Origin of the sequence: Cronobacter sakazakii (genome assembly GCF_000982825.1) — a bacterium.
In the GTDB taxonomy this organism is placed as follows: domain Bacteria; phylum Pseudomonadota; class Gammaproteobacteria; order Enterobacterales; family Enterobacteriaceae; genus Cronobacter; species Cronobacter sakazakii.
The window spans coordinates 989,780-1,013,468 of the sequence record NZ_CP011047.1 but is presented as its reverse complement, the minus strand read 5'-3'; the positions used below and the strand labels follow the sequence as shown (position 1 = coordinate 1,013,468).

23 protein-coding genes are annotated in these 23,689 nt (G+C 55.7%); 21 read left to right on the top strand and 2 right to left on the bottom strand.

The window, feature by feature from the left end; genetic code table 11:
- The first annotated feature begins 43 nt into the window (after positions 1-43).
- Together ravA and viaA are read left to right on the top strand one after the other, a co-directional pair.
- Positions 44-1,543: an ATPase RavA gene (gene ravA / locus CSK29544_RS04730; protein ID WP_029039519.1), complete on the top strand. Its 1,500-nt coding sequence runs from the start codon at positions 44-46 to the stop codon at positions 1,541-1,543.
- A complete protein-coding gene (viaA, locus tag CSK29544_RS04725; RefSeq protein WP_004386180.1) occupies positions 1,537-2,988 on the top strand; it encodes an ATPase RavA stimulator ViaA in 1,452 nt (483 codons plus the stop codon). The genes ravA and viaA overlap by 7 nt, the downstream gene beginning before the upstream one ends.
- Before the next feature lies 1 nt (position 2,989).
- Here the strand turns inward: viaA and asnA are convergent, their stop codons facing one another.
- A complete protein-coding gene (gene asnA / locus CSK29544_RS04720; protein ID WP_007703614.1) occupies positions 2,990-3,982 on the bottom strand; it encodes an aspartate--ammonia ligase in 993 nt (330 codons plus the stop codon).
- Between the two features lie 153 nt (positions 3,983-4,135).
- Here asnA and asnC point away from each other — a divergent pair, with 153 nt between their 5' ends.
- The 16 genes from asnC to CSK29544_RS04640 all read left to right on the top strand — a co-directional run bounded on the left by asnC (position 4,136) and on the right by CSK29544_RS04640 (position 20,048).
- Positions 4,136-4,594, top strand: a complete 459-nt coding sequence (gene asnC, locus CSK29544_RS04715; RefSeq protein ID WP_004386178.1) for a transcriptional regulator AsnC — start codon at positions 4,136-4,138, stop codon at positions 4,592-4,594.
- A gap of 89 nt (positions 4,595-4,683) precedes the next feature.
- Positions 4,684-5,124 (top strand): FMN-binding protein MioC, encoded by a 441-nt coding sequence (gene mioC / locus CSK29544_RS04710; protein WP_004386176.1) that lies wholly within the window; start codon positions 4,684-4,686, stop codon positions 5,122-5,124.
- A gap of 380 nt (positions 5,125-5,504) precedes the next feature.
- Positions 5,505-7,394, top strand: coding sequence for a tRNA uridine-5-carboxymethylaminomethyl(34) synthesis enzyme MnmG (mnmG, locus tag CSK29544_RS04705; protein WP_029039518.1), 1,890 nt, complete (start codon positions 5,505-5,507; stop codon positions 7,392-7,394).
- Positions 7,395-7,450: 56 nt separating this feature from the next.
- Positions 7,451-8,074, top strand: coding sequence for a 16S rRNA (guanine(527)-N(7))-methyltransferase RsmG (rsmG, locus tag CSK29544_RS04700; protein WP_007891021.1), 624 nt, complete (start codon positions 7,451-7,453; stop codon positions 8,072-8,074).
- A gap of 609 nt (positions 8,075-8,683) precedes the next feature.
- Positions 8,684-9,064, top strand: a complete 381-nt coding sequence (gene atpI, locus CSK29544_RS04695) for a F0F1 ATP synthase subunit I (protein WP_007872206.1) — start codon at positions 8,684-8,686, stop codon at positions 9,062-9,064.
- A gap of 8 nt (positions 9,065-9,072) precedes the next feature.
- Positions 9,073-9,891 carry a F0F1 ATP synthase subunit A gene (gene atpB, locus CSK29544_RS04690; protein ID WP_004386172.1) on the top strand — a complete coding sequence of 273 codons (819 nt, stop codon included), beginning with the start codon at positions 9,073-9,075 and terminating at the stop codon, positions 9,889-9,891.
- 50 nt (positions 9,892-9,941) lie between these two features.
- Positions 9,942-10,181, top strand: a complete 240-nt coding sequence (atpE, locus tag CSK29544_RS04685; RefSeq protein ID WP_000429386.1) for a F0F1 ATP synthase subunit C — start codon at positions 9,942-9,944, stop codon at positions 10,179-10,181.
- A 64-nt stretch (positions 10,182-10,245) separates the two neighbouring features.
- The gene (gene atpF, locus CSK29544_RS04680; RefSeq protein WP_004386171.1) at positions 10,246-10,716 is read left to right on the top strand and encodes a F0F1 ATP synthase subunit B; all 471 of its coding nucleotides are present in this window, start codon (positions 10,246-10,248) and stop codon (positions 10,714-10,716) included.
- Between the two features lie 14 nt (positions 10,717-10,730).
- On the top strand, positions 10,731-11,264 hold the full coding sequence (gene atpH / locus CSK29544_RS04675) for a F0F1 ATP synthase subunit delta (RefSeq protein ID WP_004386170.1): 534 nt from the start codon (positions 10,731-10,733) through the stop codon (positions 11,262-11,264).
- Between the two features lie 12 nt (positions 11,265-11,276).
- Positions 11,277-12,818, top strand: coding sequence for a F0F1 ATP synthase subunit alpha (gene atpA / locus CSK29544_RS04670; RefSeq protein ID WP_004386169.1), 1,542 nt, complete (start codon positions 11,277-11,279; stop codon positions 12,816-12,818).
- Between the two features lie 50 nt (positions 12,819-12,868).
- Complete coding sequence (gene atpG, locus CSK29544_RS04665; RefSeq protein WP_004386168.1) at positions 12,869-13,732, top strand: F0F1 ATP synthase subunit gamma; 864 nt, start codon at positions 12,869-12,871, stop codon at positions 13,730-13,732.
- Between the two features lie 26 nt (positions 13,733-13,758).
- Entirely contained in the window at positions 13,759-15,141 is a 1,383-nt protein-coding gene (atpD, locus tag CSK29544_RS04660) for a F0F1 ATP synthase subunit beta (RefSeq protein ID WP_004386167.1), read from the top strand.
- A gap of 20 nt (positions 15,142-15,161) precedes the next feature.
- Positions 15,162-15,581, top strand: a complete 420-nt coding sequence (locus tag CSK29544_RS04655; protein ID WP_007891027.1) for a F0F1 ATP synthase subunit epsilon — start codon at positions 15,162-15,164, stop codon at positions 15,579-15,581.
- 342 nt (positions 15,582-15,923) lie between these two features.
- Positions 15,924-17,294 (top strand): bifunctional UDP-N-acetylglucosamine diphosphorylase/glucosamine-1-phosphate N-acetyltransferase GlmU, encoded by a 1,371-nt coding sequence (glmU, locus tag CSK29544_RS04650; protein WP_029039516.1) that lies wholly within the window; start codon positions 15,924-15,926, stop codon positions 17,292-17,294.
- Between the two features lie 227 nt (positions 17,295-17,521).
- Positions 17,522-19,351: a glutamine--fructose-6-phosphate transaminase (isomerizing) gene (gene glmS / locus CSK29544_RS04645; protein ID WP_007891039.1), complete on the top strand. Its 1,830-nt coding sequence runs from the start codon at positions 17,522-17,524 to the stop codon at positions 19,349-19,351.
- A gap of 79 nt (positions 19,352-19,430) precedes the next feature.
- Positions 19,431-20,048 (top strand): hypothetical protein, encoded by a 618-nt coding sequence (locus CSK29544_RS04640; RefSeq protein WP_007891042.1) that lies wholly within the window; start codon positions 19,431-19,433, stop codon positions 20,046-20,048.
- 44 nt (positions 20,049-20,092) lie between these two features.
- Here the strand turns inward: CSK29544_RS04640 and CSK29544_RS04635 are convergent, their stop codons facing one another.
- Entirely contained in the window at positions 20,093-20,419 is a 327-nt protein-coding gene (locus CSK29544_RS04635) for a hypothetical protein (protein WP_029039515.1), read from the bottom strand.
- A gap of 198 nt (positions 20,420-20,617) precedes the next feature.
- On the opposite strand from CSK29544_RS04635, the gene pstS reads away from it, so the two are divergent.
- The 3 genes from pstS to pstA all read left to right on the top strand — a co-directional run bounded on the left by pstS (position 20,618) and on the right by pstA (position 23,647).
- Positions 20,618-21,658, top strand: coding sequence for a phosphate ABC transporter substrate-binding protein PstS (gene pstS, locus CSK29544_RS04630; RefSeq protein ID WP_004387547.1), 1,041 nt, complete (start codon positions 20,618-20,620; stop codon positions 21,656-21,658).
- 139 nt (positions 21,659-21,797) lie between these two features.
- Entirely contained in the window at positions 21,798-22,757 is a 960-nt protein-coding gene (pstC, locus tag CSK29544_RS04625) for a phosphate ABC transporter permease PstC (protein WP_004387546.1), read from the top strand.
- Positions 22,757-23,647, top strand: coding sequence for a phosphate ABC transporter permease PstA (gene pstA, locus CSK29544_RS04620; protein ID WP_007891048.1), 891 nt, complete (start codon positions 22,757-22,759; stop codon positions 23,645-23,647). Before pstC ends, pstA begins: the two co-directional genes overlap by 1 nt.
- Positions 23,648-23,689 lie beyond the last annotated feature (42 nt).

The window sequence follows — 23,689 nt, the reverse complement described above, 5'->3', positions numbered from 1 at the left end:
CACCAGAAACCAGGCGGCGTAGTCAGAATGCAGAGTAACTATTATGGCTCAACCCAATTTATTGGCGGAAAGAATTTCACGTCTCAGCGCAGCGCTGGAGAAAGGGCTGTTTGAACGCAGCCACGCCATCCGAATGTGTCTGCTGGCGGCGCTGAGCGGTGAAAGCGTATTTCTGCTTGGCCCGCCCGGTATTGCGAAAAGCCTTATCGCCCGGCGGCTTAAATTCGCGTTTCAGCACGCGCGCGCGTTTGAATACCTGATGACGCGCTTCTCGACGCCGGAAGAGGTCTTCGGGCCACTCTCCATTCAGGCGCTAAAAGATGAAGGGCGTTATGAGCGTCTGACCGCAGGGTATCTGCCGGAGGCGGAAATCGTCTTTCTGGATGAGATTTGGAAAGCGGGCCCGGCGATTCTGAACACGCTGCTCACCGCCATTAATGAACGCCGCTTTCGTAACGGCGCGCATGAAGAAAAAATTCCGATGCGCCTGCTGGTGACGGCATCCAACGAACTGCCCGAAGCAGACAGTAGCCTTGAGGCGCTCTATGACCGCATGCTGATTCGCCTGTGGCTCGACCGGGTGCAGGAGAAAAACAGCTTTCGCGCCATGCTGGTGAGCCAGCAGGATGAAAACGAAAACCCGGTGCCGCCGGGCCTTCAGGTGAGCGATGAAGAATATCAGCAGTGGCAGACCGGCATCGGCAACGTCAAACTGCCGGATACCGTCTTCGAGCTGATTTTCACCCTGCGCCAGCAGCTTGATGCGCTGCCGAACGCGCCCTATGTCTCAGACCGCCGCTGGAAGAAAGCCATTCGCCTGCTGCAGGCCAGCGCCTTTTTCAGCGGGCGCGATGCCGTGGCGCCTATCGATCTGATCCTGCTGAAGGATTGTCTGTGGCATGACGCCAGCGCCATGACGTTAATGCAGCAGCAAATCGCGCAGCTGATGACCTCTCACGCGTGGGGCCAGTACGCGATGCTGAGCCGTCTCGGTGCGATTACCCAGCGCCGCATGCAGTTAGAACAGCAGCACAGTGATAAAACGGCGCTGCGCCTTGAGAAGCAGAGCGGCATGTTCAGCCGTCGTCCGCAATATCAGCTGCCCGCAAGCCTCACGGAGCCAACGCTGACGCTGCTGCTGCAAAAACCGCTGAAGCTGCACGATATCGACGTTATCCATGTGACGTTCGCGCGCGAGGCGCTGGAGGCGTGGCTGCAAAAAGACGGCGAGATCCGCGGCAAGCTGAACGGCATCGGCTTTGCCCAGGCGCTGGATCTGGAAGTGGACGCGAGCCAGCATCTGGTGCTGCGCGACGTCAGCCTGCAGGGTACGCGCCTTTCGCTGCCGGGCGCGGCGTCTGCCAACGGCATGCCGGATGAAATCAAACAGCAGCTTGACGATCTGGATAACGAGTGGCACCAGCAACATACGCGCTTTAGCGAGCAGCAAAAATGTCTGTTCGTCGAAAGCGACTGGTTAGGACGCATCGAGGCCAGCCTTCAGGACGTCGGCGAGCAGATTAAACAGGCGCGCCAATGCTGACAGCGGATTCGCTGAACCTGATTCTGGCTATCAGCGAAGGCGAGCTGGTAGAAGAGATCGTCATTGCGCTGCTGGCGTCGCCGCAGCTGGCGGTCTTTTTCGAAAAGTTTCCGCGCCTTAAGCACGCGCTGACCCAGGATATTCCGCGCTGGCGCGAACAGCTTAAAACACGGCTTAAAGAGGCGCATGTGCCGCCAGAGCTGGAAGAAGAGGTGATCGGCTATCAGAAAAGCCAGTTGCTCTCCACCAGCCAGTTTATCGTTCAGCTGCCGCAAATCAGCGAATTGCTGCGGCGCGTCGGCTCGCCGTTTGCTGACCAGGCGCAGCGGCTTATCGCCGATAACCCGCATTTTACGCCCGCCCTGCATACGCTTTTTTTACAGCGCTGGCGGCTGAGCCTCGTCGTGCAGGCGACGTCGTTTAACCAGCAGTTGCTGGAGGAAGAACGCGAGCAACTGCTGAGCGAAGTGCAGGAGCGCATGACGCTGAGCGGCCAGCTTGAGCAGGTGCTGGTGGAGAACGAAGATTCCGCCGGTCGTCTGTGGGATATGAGCGACGGCAAACTGCGGCGCGGCGATTATCAGCTTATCGTGAAATATGGCGATTTCCTGGCCGACCAGCCGGAGCTGATGCAGCTTGCCGAACAGCTCGGTCGCTCGCGTGAGGCGAAATCGGTGCCGAAAAAAGAGGCGCCGCTGGAAACGTTCCGCACGCTGGTGCGTGAACCCGCGTCCGTGCCGGAACAGGTCGACGGCTTACAGCGCAGCGACGATATTCTGCGCCTGCTGCCGCCGGAGCTGGCGACGCTTGGCATCACTGAGCTGGAATATGAGTTTTACCGGCGGCTGGTGGAAAAACAGTTGCTGACTTACCGGCTTCAGGGCGACGCGTGGCGTGAAAAAGTGATGCAGCGGCCAGTGACGCGCCAGGATTATGACGAACAGCCGCGCGGGCCGTTTATCGTCTGTGTGGATACGTCCGGCTCGATGGGCGGCTTTAACGAGCAGTGCGCCAAGGCGTTTTGTCTGGCGCTGATGCGCATTGCGCTGGCCGATAACCGCCGCTGTTTTATCATGCTGTTTTCGAGCGAAGTGGTGCGTTATGAGCTGTGCGGGCGCGACGGTATCGAACAGGCGATCCGCTTTCTGAGCCAGCGCTTTCGCGGCGGCACCGATCTGGCGAGCTGTTTTCGCGCCATTGCGGAAAAGCTACAGGGCGGCGAGTGGTTCGACGCCGACGCGGTGGTGGTGTCCGATTTTATCGCCCAGCGGCTGCCGGATGAGGTGGTCAACAAAGTAAAGGAGCTGCAACGCGTTCATCAGCACCGCTTTCACGCGGTGGCGATGTCCGCGCATGGCAAACCCGGCATCATGCGCATTTTCGATCACATCTGGCGCTTTGATACCGGGATGCGCAGCCGTCTGGTGCGTCGTTTACGCCGCTGAATTACAGCAGCTCAGCGACGGTAGACTGCACCTGCTCCGGCCAGACGCCGCACTGGACCTGACCGATATGCGGCAGTTGCAGCAGCAGCATAGTGAGACGCGACTGGCCGATCCCGCCGCCGATCGTTTGCGGCATTTCGCCGTTCAGCAGCGCCTGATGCCATTCCAGCGCCAGACGATCCTGATCGCCGGTGAGCGCCAGCTGGCGTTTAAGCGTGTCGGCATCGACACGGATCCCCATTGAGGAAATTTCAAACGCGTCTTCCAGTAGCGGGTTCCAGACGAGGATATCGCCGTTAAGCCCGGCAAAACCGCTTTCCGTCGGCGTGGTCCAGTCATCATAATCCGGCGCGCGCACGTCGTGGCGTTTGCCGTCGGCAAGTTTCCCGCCAATGCCAATCAGGAAGACCGCGCCCAGCTCTTTCGCAATCGCGCGCTCGCGCCCTTTGGCGTCCAGCTCCGGGAAGCGGCGCTGCAGCGTTTCGCTGTGCACAAAATGAATGGCGTCCGGCAGGAACGGCGTCAGCCCGAAGCGCTCCGCCGCCGCCAGCTCCGTTTCCTTAATCGCTGACCAGATGCTCTCCACCGTCTGCTTCAGCGTACCGAGATGGCGTTCGCCGTCGCCCATCACGCGCTCCCAGTCCCACTGATCCACATACACCGAGTGAACCGGAGAGAGTCGGTCTTCATCGGGGCGCAGCGCTTTCATATGGGTATAAAGCCCTTCGCCCGCGCTGAAATCATGCTGGCCCAGTGTTTTGCGCTTCCATTTCGCGAGCGAGTGCACCACTTCAAACTGCGCCTGCGGCAGCGTTTTGACATTGACCTGCACCGCTTTTTCACAGCCGGAAAGGTTATCCTGCGTCCCGTCGCCGACGCGGCTTAAGATCGGTGCCTGCACTTCAAGCAGACCGAGTTTCTCCTCAAGCTGGCGGGAAAAATGGGCTTTCACAAAGCTAATCTGACGCTGGCGTGTGATGTAGGCGGTTTTCATTTTTTAGGGCTCCTGTACCTCTGTTGCTTTTGATTAAGCAATAAAAAAGCCCGCCAGCTCAATAATCATCAATAAAAAAGGCCACGCATCTTTTAATCCGATAATATAGACGGCATGAAACTGACGATTACTGAATAATCATAAGGAAAACGTATGGAAAATTATCAGATCGATAATCTGGACCGCGGCATTCTGGAGGCATTAATGGCGAATGCGCGTACCGCCTATGCCGAACTCGCTAAACAGTTCGGCGTCAGTCCCGGCACGATTCATGTACGCGTGGAAAAAATGAAGCAGGCGGGGATCATCACTGGCGCGCGTATCGATATCAGCCCGAAACAGCTTGGTTACGATGTGTGCTGCTTTATCGGCATTATTCTCAAGAGTGCAAAAGATTACCCGGCCGCGCTCGAAAAGCTGGAAAGCCTGGATGAAGTGACCGAGGCCTATTACACCACCGGCCACTACAGCATCTTTATTAAAGTGATGTGTCGTTCGATAGACGCGTTACAGCAGGTGCTTATCAACAAGATCCAAACAATTGATGAAATTCAGTCCACCGAGACGTTGATCTCGCTGCAAAACCCGATCATGCGTACCATCCGCCCATAAAGGGATTTTTTAATACCCATATTATCCACAGGTAGATCCCAGCCCCCGCACAGCGTACAATACGCGTCGTTTACTCAAGGCGGACATCCATGACAGACATTACCCTGATCAGTGGCAGCACTCTTGGCGGCGCGGAATATGTGGCGGAGCACCTGGCTGAAAAGCTGGAAGACGCCGGTTTTAGCACCGAAACGCTGCATGGCCCGCTTCTTGAAGATCTTAAGCCTGAAGGCACCTGGCTTATCGTGACGTCCACGCATGGCGCGGGCGATCTGCCGGACAATTTGCAACCTTTATATGATGAGCTTGCAGAACAGCGTCCGGATCTCAGCCAGGTTCGCTACGGCGCTATCGGTATCGGGAGCCGCGAATACGACACGTTTTGCGGGGCGATTGAAAAACTGGACGCGCTGTTAATCGAATGCGGCGCGAAACGCGTCGGCGAACCGCTTAAGATCAACATTCTCGATCATGATATACCCGAAGATCCGGCTGAGGTGTGGCTCGGATCGTGGAAAAATTTACTCTGATCGGCGAAATGATCGCCATTCAGCTGTGGATAAAAGAGCTTAAAAGCTTGGATCAACCCGTAGTTATCCAAGGTATAAGTGTTGTTCGCTTTTTGAGTTGTGTATAACCCTCATTTCTGATCCCAGCTTATACGGTCTGGGATCACCGATCATTCACAGCAAGCGATCCCGGATAACCTTTTGATCCCAAATGGGCGATCCGGGTTATCCACAAGGGATGTCGATCCTAATAAGAGATCATAATAAAACAGATCCTTTAGATAAAAGATCTTCTTTTTAATACCAACGATCCCGGCGCTTTCTCACCAGGCTAAAGTTGAGTAGAATCCACGCCCCGGGCTAGCTAACCCTCTTTCGCACAACCGCGAGGTCATACCAACATGTTTTATCCGGATCCTTTTGACGTCATTATCATTGGCGGGGGTCATGCAGGTACCGAGGCCGCAATGGCCGCTGCACGCATGGGTCAGCAGACCCTGCTTTTGACACACAATATCGACACGCTCGGACAGATGTCCTGCAACCCGGCGATCGGCGGTATTGGTAAAGGACATCTGGTTAAGGAAGTGGATGCCCTCGGCGGGCTTATGGCGAAAGCGATCGACCAGGCGGGTATCCAGTTTAGGATACTAAACGCCAGCAAAGGTCCGGCCGTACGCGCCACCCGCGCTCAGGCAGATCGCGTGCTGTACAAGCAGGCTGTGCGTACCGCGCTGGAGAATCAGCCGAATCTGATGATCTTCCAGCAAGCCGTTGACGATCTGATCGTGGAAAACGATCGCGTTGTCGGTGCCGTCACGCAGATGGGCCTGAAATTCCGCGCGAAAGCGGTTGTCCTGACGGTCGGCACGTTCCTCGACGGCAAAATTCACATCGGACTTGATAACTACAGCGGCGGCCGTGCGGGCGATCCGCCTTCCGTACCGCTGGCGCGTCGCCTGCGGGAACTGCCGCTGCGCGTCAGCCGTCTGAAAACCGGAACGCCGCCGCGTATTGACGCGCGCACTATCGATTTTAGCGTGCTCGACCAGCAGCATGGCGACAATCCAATGCCGGTCTTCTCGTTTATGGGCTCGGCGGATCAGCATCCGCGTCAGGTGCCGTGCTACGTCACGCACACCAATGAGAAGACCCATGACGTGATCCGCAGTAACCTCGATCGCAGCCCGATGTACGCGGGGGTTATCGAAGGGATCGGCCCGCGCTATTGCCCTTCCATCGAAGATAAAGTGATGCGCTTCGCCGATCGCAACGCGCACCAGATTTTCCTGGAGCCGGAAGGGCTGACCAGCAACGAAATTTACCCGAACGGCATCTCCACCAGCCTGCCGTTCGACGTGCAGATGCAAATCGTCCGTTCCATGAAAGGGATGGAGAACGCGAAAATTGTTCGCCCGGGTTACGCGATTGAGTACGATTTCTTCGATCCGCGCGACCTGAAGCCGACGCTCGAAAGCAAATATATCCACGGGCTGTTCTTCGCAGGCCAGATCAACGGCACGACCGGTTACGAAGAAGCCGCGGCTCAGGGGCTGCTGGCCGGTCTGAACGCGGGCCGTTACTCGGCGGAGAAAGAGGGCTGGGCGCCGGGGCGCTCTCAGGCTTACCTTGGCGTGCTGGTGGATGACCTCTGCACGCTCGGCACCAAAGAGCCGTACCGCATGTTCACCTCGCGTGCCGAATATCGCCTGATGCTGCGCGAAGATAACGCCGATTTACGCCTGACCGAAGTTGGTCGCGAAATGGGACTGGTCGACGATGCGCGCTGGGCGCGCTTCAACGAGAAGCTTGAGAATATCGAACGCGAGCGCCAGCGCCTGAGAAGCACCTGGGTGACGCCGTCTACCGCCTCGGTGGAGGAGATCAACACGATGCTCACTGCGCCGCTCTCCCGTGAAGCCAGCGGTGAAGATCTGCTGCGTCGCCCGGAAATGACCTATGCTCAGTTGACGACGCTATCGGCTTTCGCGCCGGCACTGGATGACGCGCAGGCGGCGGAGCAGGTTGAGATCCAGGTGAAATACGAAGGCTATATCGCTCGTCAGCAGGATGAGATTGAAAAACAGCAGCGCAACGAAAACACGCTGCTGCCGGCGACGCTGGATTATCGCCAGGTGAATGGCCTCTCCAATGAAGTGATCGCCAAGCTTAACGATCATAAACCGGCATCGATTGGCCAGGCGTCCCGTATCTCCGGGATCACGCCAGCCGCTATCTCGATTCTGCTGGTCTGGCTGAAAAAACAGGGGCTACTGCGCCGCAGTGCCTGAGTTGAAACGCTCTTCGGGCCAGCCTTGTCTGGCCCTTTTTATATGGAAAAACCGTCGTGCTGAATACACTGACCCGCCTGCTTGATGACGCAGGGATTACGCTGCCCGAACACCAGAAAGCGCAGCTGGTGGCCTATGTCGATATGCTGAACAAGTGGAACAAGGCTTATAACCTCACCTCCGTACGCGACCCGAACGAGATGCTGGTGCGCCATATCATGGACAGCATCGTGGTGGAGCCGCACTTAAAAGGCACCCGTTTTATTGATGTTGGCACAGGCCCTGGCCTGCCGGGTATTCCGCTGGCGATTGTGCGTCCGGACAGGCATTTCACGCTGCTGGACAGTCTCGGCAAGCGCGTGCGTTTTTTGCGTCAGGTGCAACACGAGCTGAAACTCGACAACATCACGCCGGTTCAAAGCCGCGTAGAAGCCTTTCCTGCCGAGCCGCCGTTTGATGGCGTTATCAGCCGCGCATTTGCGTCGCTCTCGGATATGGTGAACTGGTGCCATCATCTGCCGGGAGAAGAAGGGCGTTTTTATGCTCTTAAAGGCCAGCGTCCGGATGATGAAATCAGCGCGCTGCCGTCAGGTTTTGCTGTTGAAGAAATCGTCAGACTGTCTGTTCCGCGTCTCGATGGCGAACGCCATCTGGTTATCCTTAAAGCAAACAGAACTTAATATTTATCAAAAAAAGTAGAAATAAGGTGTCGGGATTGCGTCAGCAGAAAAAGAGGTATGGGGCGTAATTACAACATCTTATTTCACTTTTTATTAACTTGTTTGCAGCTTAAGGATAACTAAGCACCATTTGCGCCAAATGGTAAATAGTCACTGATGAAAATATAAGGGCGCTATGTACAGGTGTCTGTATGCTAATAAGGCGTAAATTGTTTCTCATAGATGTCAATGAAAGGTTTTAATCGTGTTTCGGGGTGTTTTAAAAAATTTTGGGTTTAAAGCGTCTTAAATTCAAAAGGTTATAAAACACGCATTCATAAAGGATCTGCTAAAGCTTGAGCAGAAATTGTTTAGAATGTGATCTCGTGCACGCTTTATTCGCAAGGTTTTCGCGCGATTTGCAGTTTTTACATTTGCTTTCAGATTTAAGAGAAACTTGAAAAAAATGCCTCCTGAAAATTATTTAAACATTTATTCACCTTTTGGCTACTTATAGTTTGAAATCACGTGCTCGCCCCGTATAATTTGAGCGCTTTTTGAGGCTTGACTCAGAGCGTCAAAGAACGTTTTATACGACACGCGTCATACCTCGAAGGGAGCAGTGGCAAAATGTCTGCGTCGCTTATGAGTAAAAAAGTGGCCCGCAAGCTCCTGCTCATCCAGTTCATCGCGGTTCTGGCGGCAGGATTGTTGTTTTGCTTCAAAGACCCTTTCTGGGGCTTCTCTGCGTTATGCGGAGGGCTGGCAGTGTGGCTGCCGAATGTGCTGTTTATGAATTTTGCCTGGCGTCATCAGGCGCATACACCCGCTAAAGGCCGCGTGGCCTGGTCTTTCGCCTTCGGCGAAGCGTTTAAGGTGATTGCGACCTTTACCCTGCTGGTGGTGGCGCTGGCGTGTTTGAAGGCGGTTTTCTTGCCGCTGATTGTGACGTGGGTTTCGGTGCTGGTTGTGCAGATACTGGCGCCAGCTGTAATTAACAACAAAGGGTAAGAGGCATCATGTCTGCAGGAGAAATCTCGACGCCGCAGGAGTACATAGGCCACCATCTGAATAACCTTCAGATTGACCTGCGTACCTTCTCGCTGGTGGATCCGCATAACCCCCCGGCCACCTTCTGGACGCTCAACATCGACTCGATGTTTTTCTCGGTGGTGCTGGGCCTGTTATTCCTGGTTCTGTTCCGTAAAGTCGCCAAACACGCGACCAGCGGCGTACCGGGTAAATTCCAGACCGCGGTAGAGCTGGTTATCGGCTTTGTGCATGGTAGCGTACAAGACATGTACCACGGCAAAAGCAAGCTCATTGCGCCGCTGGCCCTGACGATTTTCGTCTGGGTATTCCTGATGAACCTGATGGATTTGCTGCCTATCGACCTGCTGCCGTACATCGGCGAGCACGTATTTGGCTTGCCAGCCCTGCGCGTGGTGCCGTCTGCGGACGTGAACATCACCCTTTCCATGGCGCTTGGTGTATTTATCCTCATTCTTTTCTACAGCATCAAAATGAAAGGCGTTGGCGGCTTTACTAAAGAGCTGACGCTGCAGCCGTTCAATCACCCGGTATTTATTCCGATCAACCTGATTCTGGAAGGTGTGAGCCTGCTGTCCAAACCGGTTTCTCTCGGTCTGCGACTGTTCGGCAACATGTATGCCGGTGAGCTGATTTTCATTCTGATTGCGGGTCTTCTGCCGTGGTGGTCACAATGGTTGTTAAATGTGCCCTGGGCCATTTTCCACATCCTGATCATTACGTTGCAGGCCTTCATTTTCATGGTTCTGACGATTGTCTATCTGTCGATGGCATCTGAAGAGCATTGATTTTTTACTCAACACTACTGCGTTTTAACTGAAACAAACTGGAGACTGTCATGGAAAACCTGAATATGGATCTGCTGTACATGGCTGCCGCTGTGATGATGGGTCTGGCGGCAATCGGTGCTGCGATCGGTATCGGCATCCTCGGGGGCAAATTCCTGGAAGGCGCTGCGCGCCAGCCTGATCTGATTCCTCTGCTGCGTACTCAGTTCTTTATCGTAATGGGTCTGGTGGATGCTATCCCGATGATCGCTGTGGGTCTGGGTCTGTACGTGATGTTCGCCGTCGCGTAGTAAACGAAGTTGTCTGAATTTCCAGGCAATATCAGAACATTAACCAGATAAGAGGCATTGTGCTGTGAATCTTAACGCAACAATCCTCGGCCAGGCCATCGCGTTTGTCCTGTTCGTTCTGTTCTGTATGAAGTATGTATGGCCGCCAATTATGGCTGCCATCGAAAAACGTCAGAAAGAAATTGCTGACGGTCTGTCTTCTGCAGAACGCGCTAAAAAGGATCTGGAGCTTGCACAGTCCAACGCGACCGACCAGCTGAAAAAAGCGAAAGCGGAAGCCCAGGTGATTATTGAGCAGGCGAACAAACGCCGTGCTCAGATCCTGGACGAAGCGAAAGCTGAAGCAGAGCAGGAACGTAACAAAATCGTGGCGCAGGCCCAGGCCGAAATCGAAGCCGAGCGTAAACGTGCCCGTGAAGAGCTGCGCAAGCAGGTTGCTATCCTGGCTGTTGCTGGCGCCGAGAAGATCATTGAACGTTCCGTGGATGAAGCTGCTAACAGCGACATCGTGAATAAACTGGTCGCTGAACTGTAAGGAGGGAGGGGCTGATGTCTGAATTTGTAACGGTAGCTCGCCCCTACGCCAAAGCAGCTTTTGACTTTGCCGTCGAACACCAAAGCCTCGACCGCTGGCAGGATATGCTGGCGTTTGCCGCTGAAGTGGCCAAAAACGAACAGATGGCTGAGCTTCTCTCTGGCGCCCTGGCGCCAGAAACGCTCGCTGAGTCGTTTATCGCAATCTGTGGTGACCAGTTAGACGCCAACGGCCAGAACCTGATTCGGGTGATGGCAGAAAACGGCCGTCTGAAGGTACTTCCTGATGTTCTTGAGCAGTTCATTCAGTTACGCGCAGCCCTTGAGGCTACCGTTGAAGTCGAAGTGACTTCCGCCAGCGCACTGAGCGATGAACAGCTTGCGAAAATCAGCGCCGCGATGGAAAAACGTCTGTCACGCAAAGTGAAGCTGAATTGCAAAATTGATAAGTCTGTAATGGCGGGTGTCATCATCCGTTCGGGTGATACGGTCATTGACGGCAGCGTGCGCGGCCGTCTTGAGCGCCTCGCAGACGTCTTGCAGTCTTAAGGGGACTGGAGCATGCAACTGAATTCCACCGAAATCAGCGAACTGATCAAGCAGCGCATTGCTCAGTTCAATGTTGTGAGCGAAGCTCATAACGAAGGTACTATTGTTTCTGTAAGCGACGGTGTTATCCGCATTCACGGCCTGGCCGATTGTATGCAGGGTGAGATGATTTCCCTGCCGGGTAACCGTTACGCTATCGCACTGAACCTGGAGCGCGACTCCGTTGGTGCAGTGGTTATGGGTCCGTACGCTGACCTCGCCGAAGGCATGAAGGTGAAATGTACTGGCCGTATTCTTGAAGTGCCGGTTGGCCGTGGCCTGCTGGGCCGTGTGGTTAACACCCTCGGCGCGCCGATCGATGGTAAAGGTCCGGTTGAACACGATGGCTTCTCGCCAATCGAAGTTATCGCACCGGGCGTTATCGATCGTCAGTCCGTAGACCAGCCTGTACAGACCGGTTATAAGTCCGTTGACGCCATGATCCCAATCGGTCGTGGTCAGCGTGAACTGATCATCGGCGACCGTCAGACCGGTAAAACCGCGATGGCTATCGACGCCATCATCAACCAGCGCGATTCCGGCATCAAATGCGTGTACGTGGCTATCGGCCAGAAAGCGTCCACCATTGCTAACGTGGTTCGTAAACTGGAAGAGCACGGTGCGCTGTCCAACACCATCGTTGTGGTCGCGACCGCTTCTGAATCCGCTGCGCTGCAGTACCTGGCTCCGTATGCCGGTTGCGCGATGGGCGAATACTTCCGTGACCGCGGCGAAGACGCGCTGATCGTTTACGATGACCTGTCTAAACAGGCTGTCGCTTACCGTCAGGTTTCCCTGCTGCTCCGTCGTCCGCCGGGACGTGAAGCATTCCCGGGCGACGTGTTCTACCTCCACTCCCGTCTGCTGGAGCGCGCATCCCGTGTTAACGCGGAATACGTTGAGAACTTCACCAAAGGTGCAGTGAAAGGTAAAACCGGCTCTCTGACCGCACTGCCGATTATCGAAACCCAGGCGGGTGACGTTTCTGCGTTCGTTCCGACCAACGTAATTTCTATTACCGACGGTCAGATCTTCCTGGAAACCAACCTGTTTAACTCCGGTATTCGTCCGGCGGTTAACCCGGGTATCTCCGTATCGCGTGTGGGTGGTGCTGCTCAGACCAAGATCATCAAGAAACTGTCCGGTGGTATCCGTACCGCGCTGGCACAGTATCGTGAACTGGCGGCGTTCTCTCAGTTCGCCTCTGATCTGGACGAAGCTACCCGTAAGCAACTGAGCCACGGCCAGAAAGTAACTGAACTGCTTAAGCAGAAACAGTACGCGCCGATGTCCGTTGCACAGCAGGGCCTGGTCCTGTTCGCGGCGGAGCGCGGTTACCTCGAAGATGTGGAACTGGCGAAAATCGGTAGCTTCGAAGCCGCTCTGCTGGCTTACGCTGACCGTGATCACGCTCCGCTGATGCAAGAGATCAACCAGACCGGTGGCTATAACGATGAGATCGAAGGCAAGCTGAAAAGCCTCCTCGACTCCTTCAAAGCAACCCAGTCCTGGTAACGTCTGGCGGCTTGCTGTAAGGCAAGCCGCAAGGCATTGAGGAGAAGCTCATGGCCGGCGCAAAAGAGATACGTAGTAAGATCGCAAGCGTCCAGAACACGCAAAAGATCACTAAAGCGATGGAGATGGTCGCCGCTTCCAAAATGCGTAAATCGCAGGATCGCATGGCGGCCAGCCGTCCTTATGCAGATACCATGCGCAAAGTGATTGGTCACCTTGCTACCGGTAATCTGGAATACAAACACCCTTACCTGGAAGAACGCGACGTTAAGCGCGTGGGCTACCTGGTGGTGTCGACTGACCGTGGTCTGTGCGGCGGCTTGAACATCAACCTGTTCAAGAAACTGCTGGCGGATATGAAAGCATGGTCCGATAAAGGCGTTCAGTGCGATATCGCAATGATCGGCTCTAAAGGCGTTTCTTTCTTCAATTCAGTGGGCGGCAACATTGTGGCGCAGGTCACCGGCATGGGGGATAACCCTTCCCTGTCCGATCTGATTGGCCCGGTTAAAGTGATGTTGCAGGCTTATGATGAAGGCCGTCTGGACAAGCTTTACGTTGTCAGCAACAAATTTATTAACACCATGTCTCAGGCTCCGACCATCACTCAGCTGCTGCCGCTGCCGGCATCAGAAGACGATGAGTTGAAGCACAAATCCTGGGATTACCTGTACGAACCCGATCCGAAGGCGCTGCTGGATACCCTGCTGCGTCGTTATGTCGAATCGCAGGTTTATCAGGGTGTGGTTGAAAACCTGGCCAGCGAGCAGGCCGCACGAATGGTGGCGATGAAAGCCGCAACCGATAATGGCGGCAGCCTGATTAAAGAGCTGCAGTTGGTGTACAACAAAGCTCGTCAGGCCAGCATTACTCAGGAACTCACCGAGATCGTCTCGGGGGCCGCCGCGGTTTAACCAGGTTATTTCGTAGAGGATTCAAGATGGCTACTGGAAAGATTGTCCAGGTAATCGGCGCCGTGGTGGACGTCGAGTTCCCTCAGGATGCTGTACCGAAAGTGTACGACGCCCTTGAGGTAACGAATGGTAATGAGCGTCTGGTGCTGGAAGTCCAGCAGCAGCTCGGCGGCGGTATCGTACGTACCATCGCGATGGGCTCTTCCGACGGTCTGCGTCGCGGTCTGCCTGTTGCAGACCTTGAGCACCCGATCGAAGTGCCGGTAGGTAAAGCGACGCTGGGTCGTATCATGAACGTCCTGGGTCAGCCTATCGACATGAAAGGCGACATCGGCGAAGAAGAGCGTTGGGCGATTCATCGCGCGGCGCCGTCCTATGAAGAGCTGTCCAGCTCTCAGGAACTGCTGGAAACCGGCATCAAAGTTATCGACCTGATGTGTCCGTTCGCGAAGGGCGGTAAAGTCGGTCTGTTCGGTGGTGCAGGTGTAGGTAAAACCGTAAACATGATGGAGCTTATTCGTAACATCGCGATTGAGCACTCCGGTTACTCCGTGTTTGCGGGCGTGGGCGAACGTACCCGTGAAGGTAACGACTTCTACCACGAAATGACCGACTCCAACGTACTGGATAAAGTATCCCTGGTGTACGGCCAGATGAACGAGCCGCCGGGAAACCGTCTGCGCGTTGCGCTGACCGGCCTGACCATGGCTGAGAAATTCCGTGACGAAGGTCGTGACGTTCTGCTGTTCGTCGACAACATCTACCGTTACACCCTGGCCGGTACTGAAGTATCCGCACTGCTGGGCCGTATGCCTTCAGCGGTAGGTTATCAGCCGACCCTGGCGGAAGAGATGGGTGTTCTGCAGGAGCGTATCACCTCCACCAAAACCGGTTCTATCACCTCCGTACAGGCGGTATACGTACCGGCGGATGACTTGACTGACCCGTCACCAGCCACCACCTTTGCGCACCTTGACGCAACTGTGGTACTGAGCCGTCAGATTGCTTCCCTGGGTATCTACCCGGCCGTTGACCCGCTGGATTCCACCAGCCGTCAGCTGGACCCGCTGGTAGTAGGCCAGGAGCACTACGACACCGCTCGCGGCGTACAGTCCATCCTGCAGCGTTACCAGGAGCTGAAAGACATCATCGCCATCCTCGGTATGGACGAGCTGTCTGAAGAAGACAAACTGGTTGTTGCTCGTGCTCGTAAAATTCAGCGTTTCCTGTCACAGCCGTTCTTCGTGGCAGAAGTGTTTACCGGCGCGCCGGGCAAATACGTATCGCTGAAAGACACCATCCGTGGCTTTAAAGGCATCATGGAAGGTGAATACGATCATCTGCCGGAGCAGGCGTTCTACATGGTTGGCTCCATTGATGAAGCCGTGGAAAAAGCCAAAAAACTTTAACGCCTTAATCGGAGGGTGACATGGCAATGACTTACCACCTGGATGTCGTCAGCGCAGAGAAACAGATGTTCTCTGGTCTGGTCGAGAAAATCCAGGTTACGGGTAGCGAAGGTGAACTGGGTATTTACCCGGGCCACGCGCCGCTGCTCACCGCCATTAAGCCTGGTATGATCCGCATCGTGAAACAGCACGGCCACGAAGAGTATATCTATCTCTCCGGCGGCGTGCTGGAAGTGCAGCCGGGCAACGTAACCGTGCTGGCTGACACCGCGATTCGCGGCCAGGATCTCGACGAAGCGCGAGCCCTGGAAGCGAAGCGTAAAGCGGAAGACCATATCCGTAGCTCCCACGGTGACGTGGACTACGCTCAGGCTTCTACTGAGCTGGCCAAGGCGATCGCCAAACTGCGCGTTATCGAGTTGACCAAAAAAGCGATGTAACACCGGCTTGAAAGTTAAAAAGCCAGCCAGGGCGACCCGGCTGGCTTTTTTTATGTCTGCGTTATACGCAAGGACGTATGTTTGCTGGATTTTAGTCGGCATTTACCGCGCTTTATTCCAGACGCAAAAAAACGGCATCTCATTGTTTTTATGAATGATAAGACGCCAGAAAGCGTTTACGCTCTCTTTTTACGCCTTCCGACATGCATTACGCGGCTGTATAACGTGGTAAAACAGGCTTAAAGCGGCGATTTTCCAGCAGCCCGTTTTATGCTGAAAAATATGTAGAATTTCGGGCGCTAAATCGCTTTACTTCATTCACTTTCATAAGACAGGACGACTATGTCTAGCCATGCTATGAGCGTTGTGATCCTTGCCGCTGGCAAAGGCACGCGCATGTACTCCGATCTTCCAAAAGTGCTGCACACTCTGGCCGGGAAGCCGATGGTGCAACACGTGATTGACGCCGCGAAGCATGTCGGCGCGCAGCACATTCATCTGGTTTACGGTCACGGCGGCGATCTGCTGCAAAGCACCCTTAAAGACGCCTCGCTCAACTGGGTATTGCAGGCCGAGCAGCTCGGCACCGGCCATGCGATGCAGCAGGCAGCGCCGTTCTTTAGCGACGATGAAGATGTGCTGATGCTCTACGGCGACGTACCGCTGATCTCCGTTGACACCCTGCAACAGCTCTGCGCGGCGAAGCCGCAGGGCGGCATTGGGCTGTTAACCGTGAAGCTCGACGACCCGACCGGCTATGGCCGCATTACCCGTGAGAACGGAAAAGTCTCCGGGATCGTTGAGCATAAAGATGCCAGCGATGAGCAGCGCCAGATTAACGAAATCAACACCGGCATCCTCGTCGCCAACGGCGCGGATCTGAAACGCTGGCTGGCGAAGCTCGATAACAACAATGCGCAGGGTGAATACTACATTACCGACATCATCGCGATGGCCTGGAACGAAGGCCGCGAGATTGCCGCCGTGCATCCGCAGCGTTTAAGCGAAGTGGAAGGCGTGAACAACCGCCTGCAACTGGCGCGTCTTGAGCGCGTTTATCAGGCCGAGCAGGCAGAAAAACTGCTGCTGGCGGGCGTGATGCTACGTGACCCGGCGCGTTTTGATCTGCGCGGCACGCTGCAACACGGGCGCGATGTCGAAATTGACGCTAACGTCATTATTGAAGGCGACGTAGTGCTGGGCAATCGCGTGAAAATCGGCGCGGGCTGCGTGATTAAAAACAGCGTCATCGGCGACGACTGCGAAATCAGTCCTTACAGCGTGGTGGAAGACGCCCGTCTGGATACCGCCTGTACCATCGGGCCGTTCGCGCGTCTGCGTCCGGGCGCGGAGCTTCTCGAAGGCGCGCATGTCGGCAACTTCGTCGAGATGAAAAAAGCGCGTCTGGGTAAAGGCTCGAAAGCGGGTCACCTGACCTACCTCGGCGACGCGGAAATCGGCGATAACGTTAACATCGGCGCGGGCACCATCACCTGTAACTATGATGGCGCGAACAAGCACAAAACCATCATTGGCGATGATGTGTTTGTCGGCTCCGATACCCAGCTGGTGGCACCGGTGACGGTGGCGAAAGGCGCGACCATCGCCGCAGGCACCACCGTGACGCGCAATATCGCGGAAAACGAGCTGGTGCTCACCCGCGTGCCGCAGGTACACAAACAGGGCTGGCGTCGCCCGGTGAAGAAAAAATAAGTTATGTTCATGGCGGGCGCGCTGTATCTGCCCGCCATACGGTTTTGTCGGTCGCAGAGCAGTCATGCCCTGCGGCAGACTCGGGATGAGGGGATAACATAATCTTCCGCCCACAGGCAGTACCAAAACAATAACCCCACTCTCTACAAGGCTCGGGGAGCCCGGCAAACGGGCAAATACAGGTCGGCGACAACGCATGGCGAAATGCCATTGTCAGGAAATTAATTATGTGTGGAATTGTTGGCGCTGTAGCGCAACGTGATATTGCTGAAATCCTTCTCGAAGGTTTGCGTCGTCTGGAGTACCGCGGCTATGACTCCGCCGGTCTCGCGGTGGTGGACAGCGCGGGGCATATGACCCGTCTGCGTCGTCTGGGCAAAGTACAGATGCTGGTTCAGGCGGCAGAAGAACATCCGCTGCATGGCGGCACGGGTATCGCGCACACCCGCTGGGCGACCCACGGCGAACCGTCAGAAGGCAACGCGCACCCGCATGTCTCCGGGCATATTGTGGTGGTGCATAACGGCATTATCGAAAACCACGAACCGCTGCGCGAACTGCTGAAAACGCGTGGCTACGAATTCGTCACCGAAACCGACACCGAAGTGATCGCGCACCTGGTGCACTGGGAGCTGGAGCAGGGCGGTACGCTGCGTGAGGCGGTGCTGCGCGCCATTCCTCAGCTGCGCGGCGCTTACGGCACCGTCATTATGGATAACCGCGATCCGAGCGTTCTGCTGGCGGCCCGTTCCGGCAGCCCGCTGGTGATTGGCCTCGGCGTGGGCGAAAACTTCATCGCCTCCGACCAACTGGCGCTGCTGCCGGTAACCCGCCGCTTTATCTTCCTCGAAGAGGGCGACATCGCCGAAGTGACCCGCCGCTCCGTCGCGATTTTCAACACCCAGGGCGAAAGCGTCTCCCGCCCGGAAATCGAATCTAACGTGCAGTATGACGCCGGTGATAAAGGCATCTACCGCCACTACATGCAAAAAGAGATCTACGAGCAGCCGAACGCGATTAAAAACACGCTGGCCGGGCGCATCAGCCACGGCGAGGTGGATTTAAGCGAGCTGGGTCCGAACGCCGACGAACTGCTCTCTAAAGTTGAGCATATTCAGATTGTCGCGTGTGGCACCTCGTACAACTCCGGTATGGTTTCTCGCTACTGGTTTGAAGCGCTGGCAGGCGTGCCGTGCGATGTCGAAATCGCCTCGGAATTCCGCTATCGCAAATCCGCCGTGCGCCGCAACAGCCTGATGATCACGCTGTCGCAGTCCGGTGAAACCGCAGACACCCTCGCGGCGCTGCGTCTGTCTAAAGAGCTCGGTTATCTCGGTTCGCTGGCCATCTGTAACGTTCCGGGCTCATCGCTGGTGCGTGAATCGTCGCTGGCGCTGATGACCAAAGCCGGCACGGAAATTGGCGTGGCGTCCACCAAAGCGTTCACTACCCAGTTAACCGTTCTGCTGATGCTGGTGGCGAAACTGGGCCGTCTGAAAGGCGTGGATGCCGCCGTTGAGCACGATATCGTTCACGGCCTGCAGGCGCTGCCGAGCCGTATCGAGCAGATGCTCTCTCAGGACAAACGCATCGAGGCGCTGGCGGAAGATTTCTCCGACAAGCACCACGCGCTGTTCCTGGGCCGTGGCGATCAGTACCCGATCGCCCTGGAAGGCGCGCTGAAGCTCAAAGAGATCTCCTACATTCACGCCGAAGCCTATGCGGCAGGCGAGCTCAAGCACGGCCCGCTGGCCCTGATTGACGCCGATATGCCGGTTATCGTGGTGGCGCCGAATAACGAACTGCTGGAAAAACTGAAGTCCAACATCGAAGAAGTTCGCGCCCGTGGCGGCGTGCTGTATGTCTTCGCCGATCAGGATGCCGGCTTCACCAGCAGCGATAACATGAACATCATCCCGATGCCGCATGTTGAAGAGGTTATCGCGCCGATCTTCTACACGGTTCCGCTGCAACTGCTGGCCTATCACGTCGCGCTGATTAAAGGCACCGACGTTGACCAGCCGCGTAACCTGGCGAAATCCGTTACGGTGGAATAACGCGTTCTCGCGCGTGTTATGCTCTGAAGAGGTTGCCGGAAGGCAGCCTCTTTTTTTTAACGTCACGCAAAGGGATGTTATGTCGCTAAAGCGCTTTCTCGCCGGTACGCGGTTTTATCGGCTCATTACCTACAGCGCAGAGGTGGATGACGATATCGCCCACCGCAGGCTGCATAAGCTCAAACTTAAAATGGCCGAGCGCCACGATCTGCCCGATGTCCGCATCATCGGCTCGCGCCGTTTCTGGCGAGTGCCGGTGGGGTGCGTCTATGCCATGGCATTGAGTGCCGTCCTCAATCTCGCCGCGCTGCGGCCCGCTTTTTCTGTGCTGTGGATACTCTCAGGGGCTATCTGGCTGGTGTTGCTGATACTCGTGATGTTGATGGTAGAAAAAGGGCGACATCGCGGTTTGCAGCTGTTTCTCTTCAGCGCGTTTTTTCATGCGGCGTTAAGCCTGGCGACGCTGATTGCCGGCCTGATACTGTGGCCGTTTTCCGGTGTGTTCTGGCTCTGCTGGAGCGCGGGCGCGCTGCTGGTGTGGGCAGCATGGCGAATGATGAACAGTGAGGAGATGTTCAGGCTGGGCCGCTGGTGTCTTGCGAACAAAATGCGACGCGCTCATACCAAAGCCCTTCAGCGCCCTTCGGAAAAGCGCGCCTTAAAACGGGCAAAACACCGTAATGAGCCTGACCGATAAAAGGAGTAAGCTCCCTGCCTGAAGCCATACAGGGAGCCCATCGCTTATTTAATCTTGCTTTTTAAATCGTCCAGTTCACGGGACAGCTTGTCATTTTCCTGCTCCAGCGCCCGCAGGCGATTTTCCAGATCGCTATCTTTTCTGTCGTCCGAATAGCGGTTTTGCTCTTTGCGCTTATACGCCTCGACGGCCTTTTCCACATCCGAGATATCGACGTTAGACGGTGCCACGACGCCATCGCTGGTAAATATCGTCACCGGCGCGCCGTGAATACGGGTGCTGTGGTCATCCAGTTGAACCGGAGCTGCATAACTTATTGATGAAAAAGTAAGTAATGACGCTGCGGAGAAAAGTGACATTTTTTTTATCATTACGGCTATCCTTATAAATGACGGGCGGGTTGCGGAATTATAAAAGCATTAATATTCAAAAAGTTAAGTAAGACATTTCTGCATCTTTTTCATTGTCATAAAACTGTCATAATTCGTACATTTATCTGTCACCAAACTGTCCTACTTTGCTCACCGTAGCCACGAAACAATAAATTACGAACACCAGCAGGAGACATTATGAAAGTTATGCGTACCACCGTCGCAACTGTTGTCGCCGCGACCTTATCTCTGAGCGCTTTTTCCGCTTTCGCGGCAGCAAGTCTGACTGGCGCGGGCGCAACATTCCCGGCGCCGGTGTATGCCAAATGGGCGGATACCTACCAGAAAGAAACGGGTAACAAGGTAAACTACCAGGGTATCGGCTCCTCCGGTGGCGTTAAACAAATCATTGCTAACACGGTTGATTTTGGTGCTTCTGACGCGCCGCTTTCTGACGAAAAATTACAGCAAGAAGGGCTTTTCCAGTTCCCGACCGTGATCGGCGGCGTGGTGCTGGCGGTTAACCTGCCGGGCTTCAAGTCTGGCGAGCTGGTGCTGGATGGCAAAACCCTGGGCGACATCTACCTTGGCAAAATCAAGAAGTGGGATGACGAGGCTATCGCCAAACTGAACCCGGGCAAAAAACTGCCTTCTCAGAACATCGCCGTGGTGCGCCGCGCTGACGGTTCCGGTACGTCTTTCGTCTTCACCAGCTATCTTGCGAAAGTGAACGACGAGTGGAAATCCAAAATCGGCTCTGGCTCTACCGTTAACTGGCCGACCGGTCTTGGCGGTAAAGGTAACGACGGTATCGCCGCGTTCGTACAGCGTCTGCCGGGCTCTATCGGCTATGTGGAATACGCCTACGCCAAGCAGAATAACCTGACCTACACCAAACTGGTTTCTGCTGACGGCAAACCGGTCGCACCGACCGAAGAGAGCTTCGCCAACGCCGCCAAAGGCGCTGACTGGAGCAAATCCTTCGCGCAGGACCTGACCAACCAGAAAGGCGACGACGCGTGGCCAATCACCTCCACCACCTTCATTCTGGTTCACAAAGAGCAGAAGAAACCTGAGCAGGGCGCCGAAGTGCTGAAGTTCTTCGACTGGGCCTACAAGTCAGGCGCGAAACAGGCTAACGACCTGGATTACGCCTCTCTGCCGGACAGCGTGGTCGAGCAGGTTCGCGCTGCATGGAAGACCAACGTTAAAGACAGCAGCGGCAAAGCGCTGTATTGATCGAGATTTACCGATGATGGCGGATGGCGCTTCGCTTATCCGCCCTACAAAAATCCGGTAACATGCTGTTTTTTGTAGGCCCGGTACGCATCACGCTGCCGGGCATCATTCAAAACAGAGTTTAACTGAAGAGTGAAATATGGCTGCCACCAAGCCTGTATTTAACCCCCCCGGTAAAAAGGGCGATATGATCTTCAGCGCGCTGGTTCGTCTGGCTGCGCTGATTGTGCTATTGCTGCTGGGCGGCATTATCGTCTCCCTTATTTTCTCCTCCTGGCCAAGCATCCAGAAATTTGGTTTTTCTTTCCTCTGGACCAAAGAGTGGGACGCCCCTAACGATATCTACGGCGGGCTGGTGCCGATTTACGGCACGCTGGTGACCTCGTTTATCGCGCTGCTGATAGCGGTTCCCGTGAGCTTCGGCATTGCGCTGTTCCTGACGGAGCTGGCGCCTGGCTGGCTGAAACGCCCGCTGGGTATCGCCATTGAACTGCTGGCGGCTATCCCGAGTATCGTGTACGGCATGTGGGGGCTGTTTATCTTCGCCCCGCTGTTCGCGACCTATTTCCAGGAGCCGGTCGGCAACGTCCTTTCTGCGATCCCGTTTATCGGCGCGCTCTTTTCAGGCCCGGCGTTCGGTATCGGCATCCTGGCGGCGGGCGTCATTCTCGCCATCATGATCATTCCATACATCGCCGCGGTTATGCGTGATGTATTCGAACAGACCCCGGTGATGATGAAAGAGTCGGCTTACGGCATCGGCTGCACCACCTGGGAAGTTATCTGGCGCATCGTCCTGCCGTTCACCAAAAACGGGGTGATTGGCGGCGTTATGCTCGGCCTTGGCCGCGCGCTCGGCGAAACTATGGCGGTCACATTTATCATCGGCAACACCTACCAGCTCGACAGCCCGTCGCTCTACATGCCAGGCAACAGCATCACCTCGGCGCTGGCTAATGAGTTCGCCGAAGCCGAATCTGGGCTGCACGTGGCGGCGCTGATGGAGCTGGGCCTGATCCTCTTTGTGATCACCTTTATCGTGCTGGCTATCTCCAGGCTGATGATTATGCGTCTGGCGAAAAACGAGGGGGCGCGCTAATGGCGACGATGGAACTGCAAAACACCACGGAGCTTGCGGAATCCCGCCGCAAAATGCAGGCGAAGCGCCGCATGAAAAACCGCATCGCCCTCACGCTCTCTATGGCGACGATGGCGTTCGGCCTGTTCTGGCTTATCTGGATCTTAATCTCCACGGTATCGCGCGGGTTTGACGGCATGTCGCTGGCGCTCTTTACCGAGATGACGCCGCCGCCGAACACCGCCGGTGGCGGCCTTGCGAATGCGCTGGCAGGCAGCGGGCTGCTGATCCTGTGGGCGACGGTTATTGGTACGCCGCTTGGCATCATGGCGGGTATCTACCTCGCGGAATATGGCCGCAAGTCGTTTCTCGCGGAAATCATCCGCTTTATTAACGACATTCTGCTTTCTGCGCCGTCTATCGTCGTCGGGCTGTTCGTCTACACCATCGTGGTGGCGCAGATGGAACACTTCTCCGGCTGGGCGGGCGTGATTGCGCTGGCGCTGTTGCAGGTGCCGATTGTTATCCGCACCACCGAGAACATGCTCAAGCTGGTGCCGGACAGCCTGCGTGAAGCGGCCTACGCGCTCGGCACGCCGAAATGGAAGATGATCTCCGCCATTACGCTTAAAGCTTCTGTGTCGGGCATCCTGACCGGCGTGCTGCTGGCGGTCGCGCGTATCGCGGGCGAAACCGCGCCGCTGCTCTTTACCGCGCTCTCCAACCAGTTCTGGAGCACGGACATGATGCAGCCTATCGCCAACCTGCCGGTGACGATTTTCAAATTCGCCATGAGCCCGTTTGCCGAATGGCAACAGCTGGCCTGGGCAGGCGTGCTGATTATCACCCTTTGCGTACTGCTGCTGAACATCCTGGCGCGCGTGCTGTTCGCCAAACGTAAACACGGTTAATTTTTTGACGGCGTGGCATTTTGCGACGCCGGATAAGGAAAA

What these genes read in the sequence shown, in the direction of transcription:
- CSK29544_RS04635 (WP_029039515.1), bottom strand. Translation starts at nt 20,419, where the DNA reads ATGATAAAAAAAATGTCACTTTTCTCCGCAGCGTCATTACTTACTTTT.
- glmS (WP_007891039.1), top strand. Translation starts at nt 17,522, where the DNA reads ATGTGTGGAATTGTTGGCGCTGTAGCGCAACGTGATATTGCTGAAATC.
- asnC (WP_004386178.1), top strand. Translation starts at nt 4,136, where the DNA reads ATGGAAAATTATCAGATCGATAATCTGGACCGCGGCATTCTGGAGGCA.
- pstS (WP_004387547.1), top strand. Translation starts at nt 20,618, where the DNA reads ATGAAAGTTATGCGTACCACCGTCGCAACTGTTGTCGCCGCGACCTTA.
- mioC (WP_004386176.1), top strand. Translation starts at nt 4,684, where the DNA reads ATGACAGACATTACCCTGATCAGTGGCAGCACTCTTGGCGGCGCGGAA.
- atpG (WP_004386168.1), top strand. Translation starts at nt 12,869, where the DNA reads ATGGCCGGCGCAAAAGAGATACGTAGTAAGATCGCAAGCGTCCAGAAC.
- atpH (WP_004386170.1), top strand. Translation starts at nt 10,731, where the DNA reads ATGTCTGAATTTGTAACGGTAGCTCGCCCCTACGCCAAAGCAGCTTTT.
- atpB (WP_004386172.1), top strand. Translation starts at nt 9,073, where the DNA reads ATGTCTGCAGGAGAAATCTCGACGCCGCAGGAGTACATAGGCCACCAT.
- mnmG (WP_029039518.1), top strand. Translation starts at nt 5,505, where the DNA reads ATGTTTTATCCGGATCCTTTTGACGTCATTATCATTGGCGGGGGTCAT.
- viaA (WP_004386180.1), top strand. Translation starts at nt 1,537, where the DNA reads ATGCTGACAGCGGATTCGCTGAACCTGATTCTGGCTATCAGCGAAGGC.
- asnA (WP_007703614.1), bottom strand. Translation starts at nt 3,982, where the DNA reads ATGAAAACCGCCTACATCACACGCCAGCGTCAGATTAGCTTTGTGAAA.
- pstA (WP_007891048.1), top strand. Translation starts at nt 22,757, where the DNA reads ATGGCGACGATGGAACTGCAAAACACCACGGAGCTTGCGGAATCCCGC.
- atpA (WP_004386169.1), top strand. Translation starts at nt 11,277, where the DNA reads ATGCAACTGAATTCCACCGAAATCAGCGAACTGATCAAGCAGCGCATT.
- ravA (WP_029039519.1), top strand. Translation starts at nt 44, where the DNA reads ATGGCTCAACCCAATTTATTGGCGGAAAGAATTTCACGTCTCAGCGCA.
- glmU (WP_029039516.1), top strand. Translation starts at nt 15,924, where the DNA reads ATGTCTAGCCATGCTATGAGCGTTGTGATCCTTGCCGCTGGCAAAGGC.
- CSK29544_RS04655 (WP_007891027.1), top strand. Translation starts at nt 15,162, where the DNA reads ATGGCAATGACTTACCACCTGGATGTCGTCAGCGCAGAGAAACAGATG.
- atpD (WP_004386167.1), top strand. Translation starts at nt 13,759, where the DNA reads ATGGCTACTGGAAAGATTGTCCAGGTAATCGGCGCCGTGGTGGACGTC.
- atpI (WP_007872206.1), top strand. Translation starts at nt 8,684, where the DNA reads ATGTCTGCGTCGCTTATGAGTAAAAAAGTGGCCCGCAAGCTCCTGCTC.
- pstC (WP_004387546.1), top strand. Translation starts at nt 21,798, where the DNA reads ATGGCTGCCACCAAGCCTGTATTTAACCCCCCCGGTAAAAAGGGCGAT.
- atpE (WP_000429386.1), top strand. Translation starts at nt 9,942, where the DNA reads ATGGAAAACCTGAATATGGATCTGCTGTACATGGCTGCCGCTGTGATG.
- CSK29544_RS04640 (WP_007891042.1), top strand. Translation starts at nt 19,431, where the DNA reads ATGTCGCTAAAGCGCTTTCTCGCCGGTACGCGGTTTTATCGGCTCATT.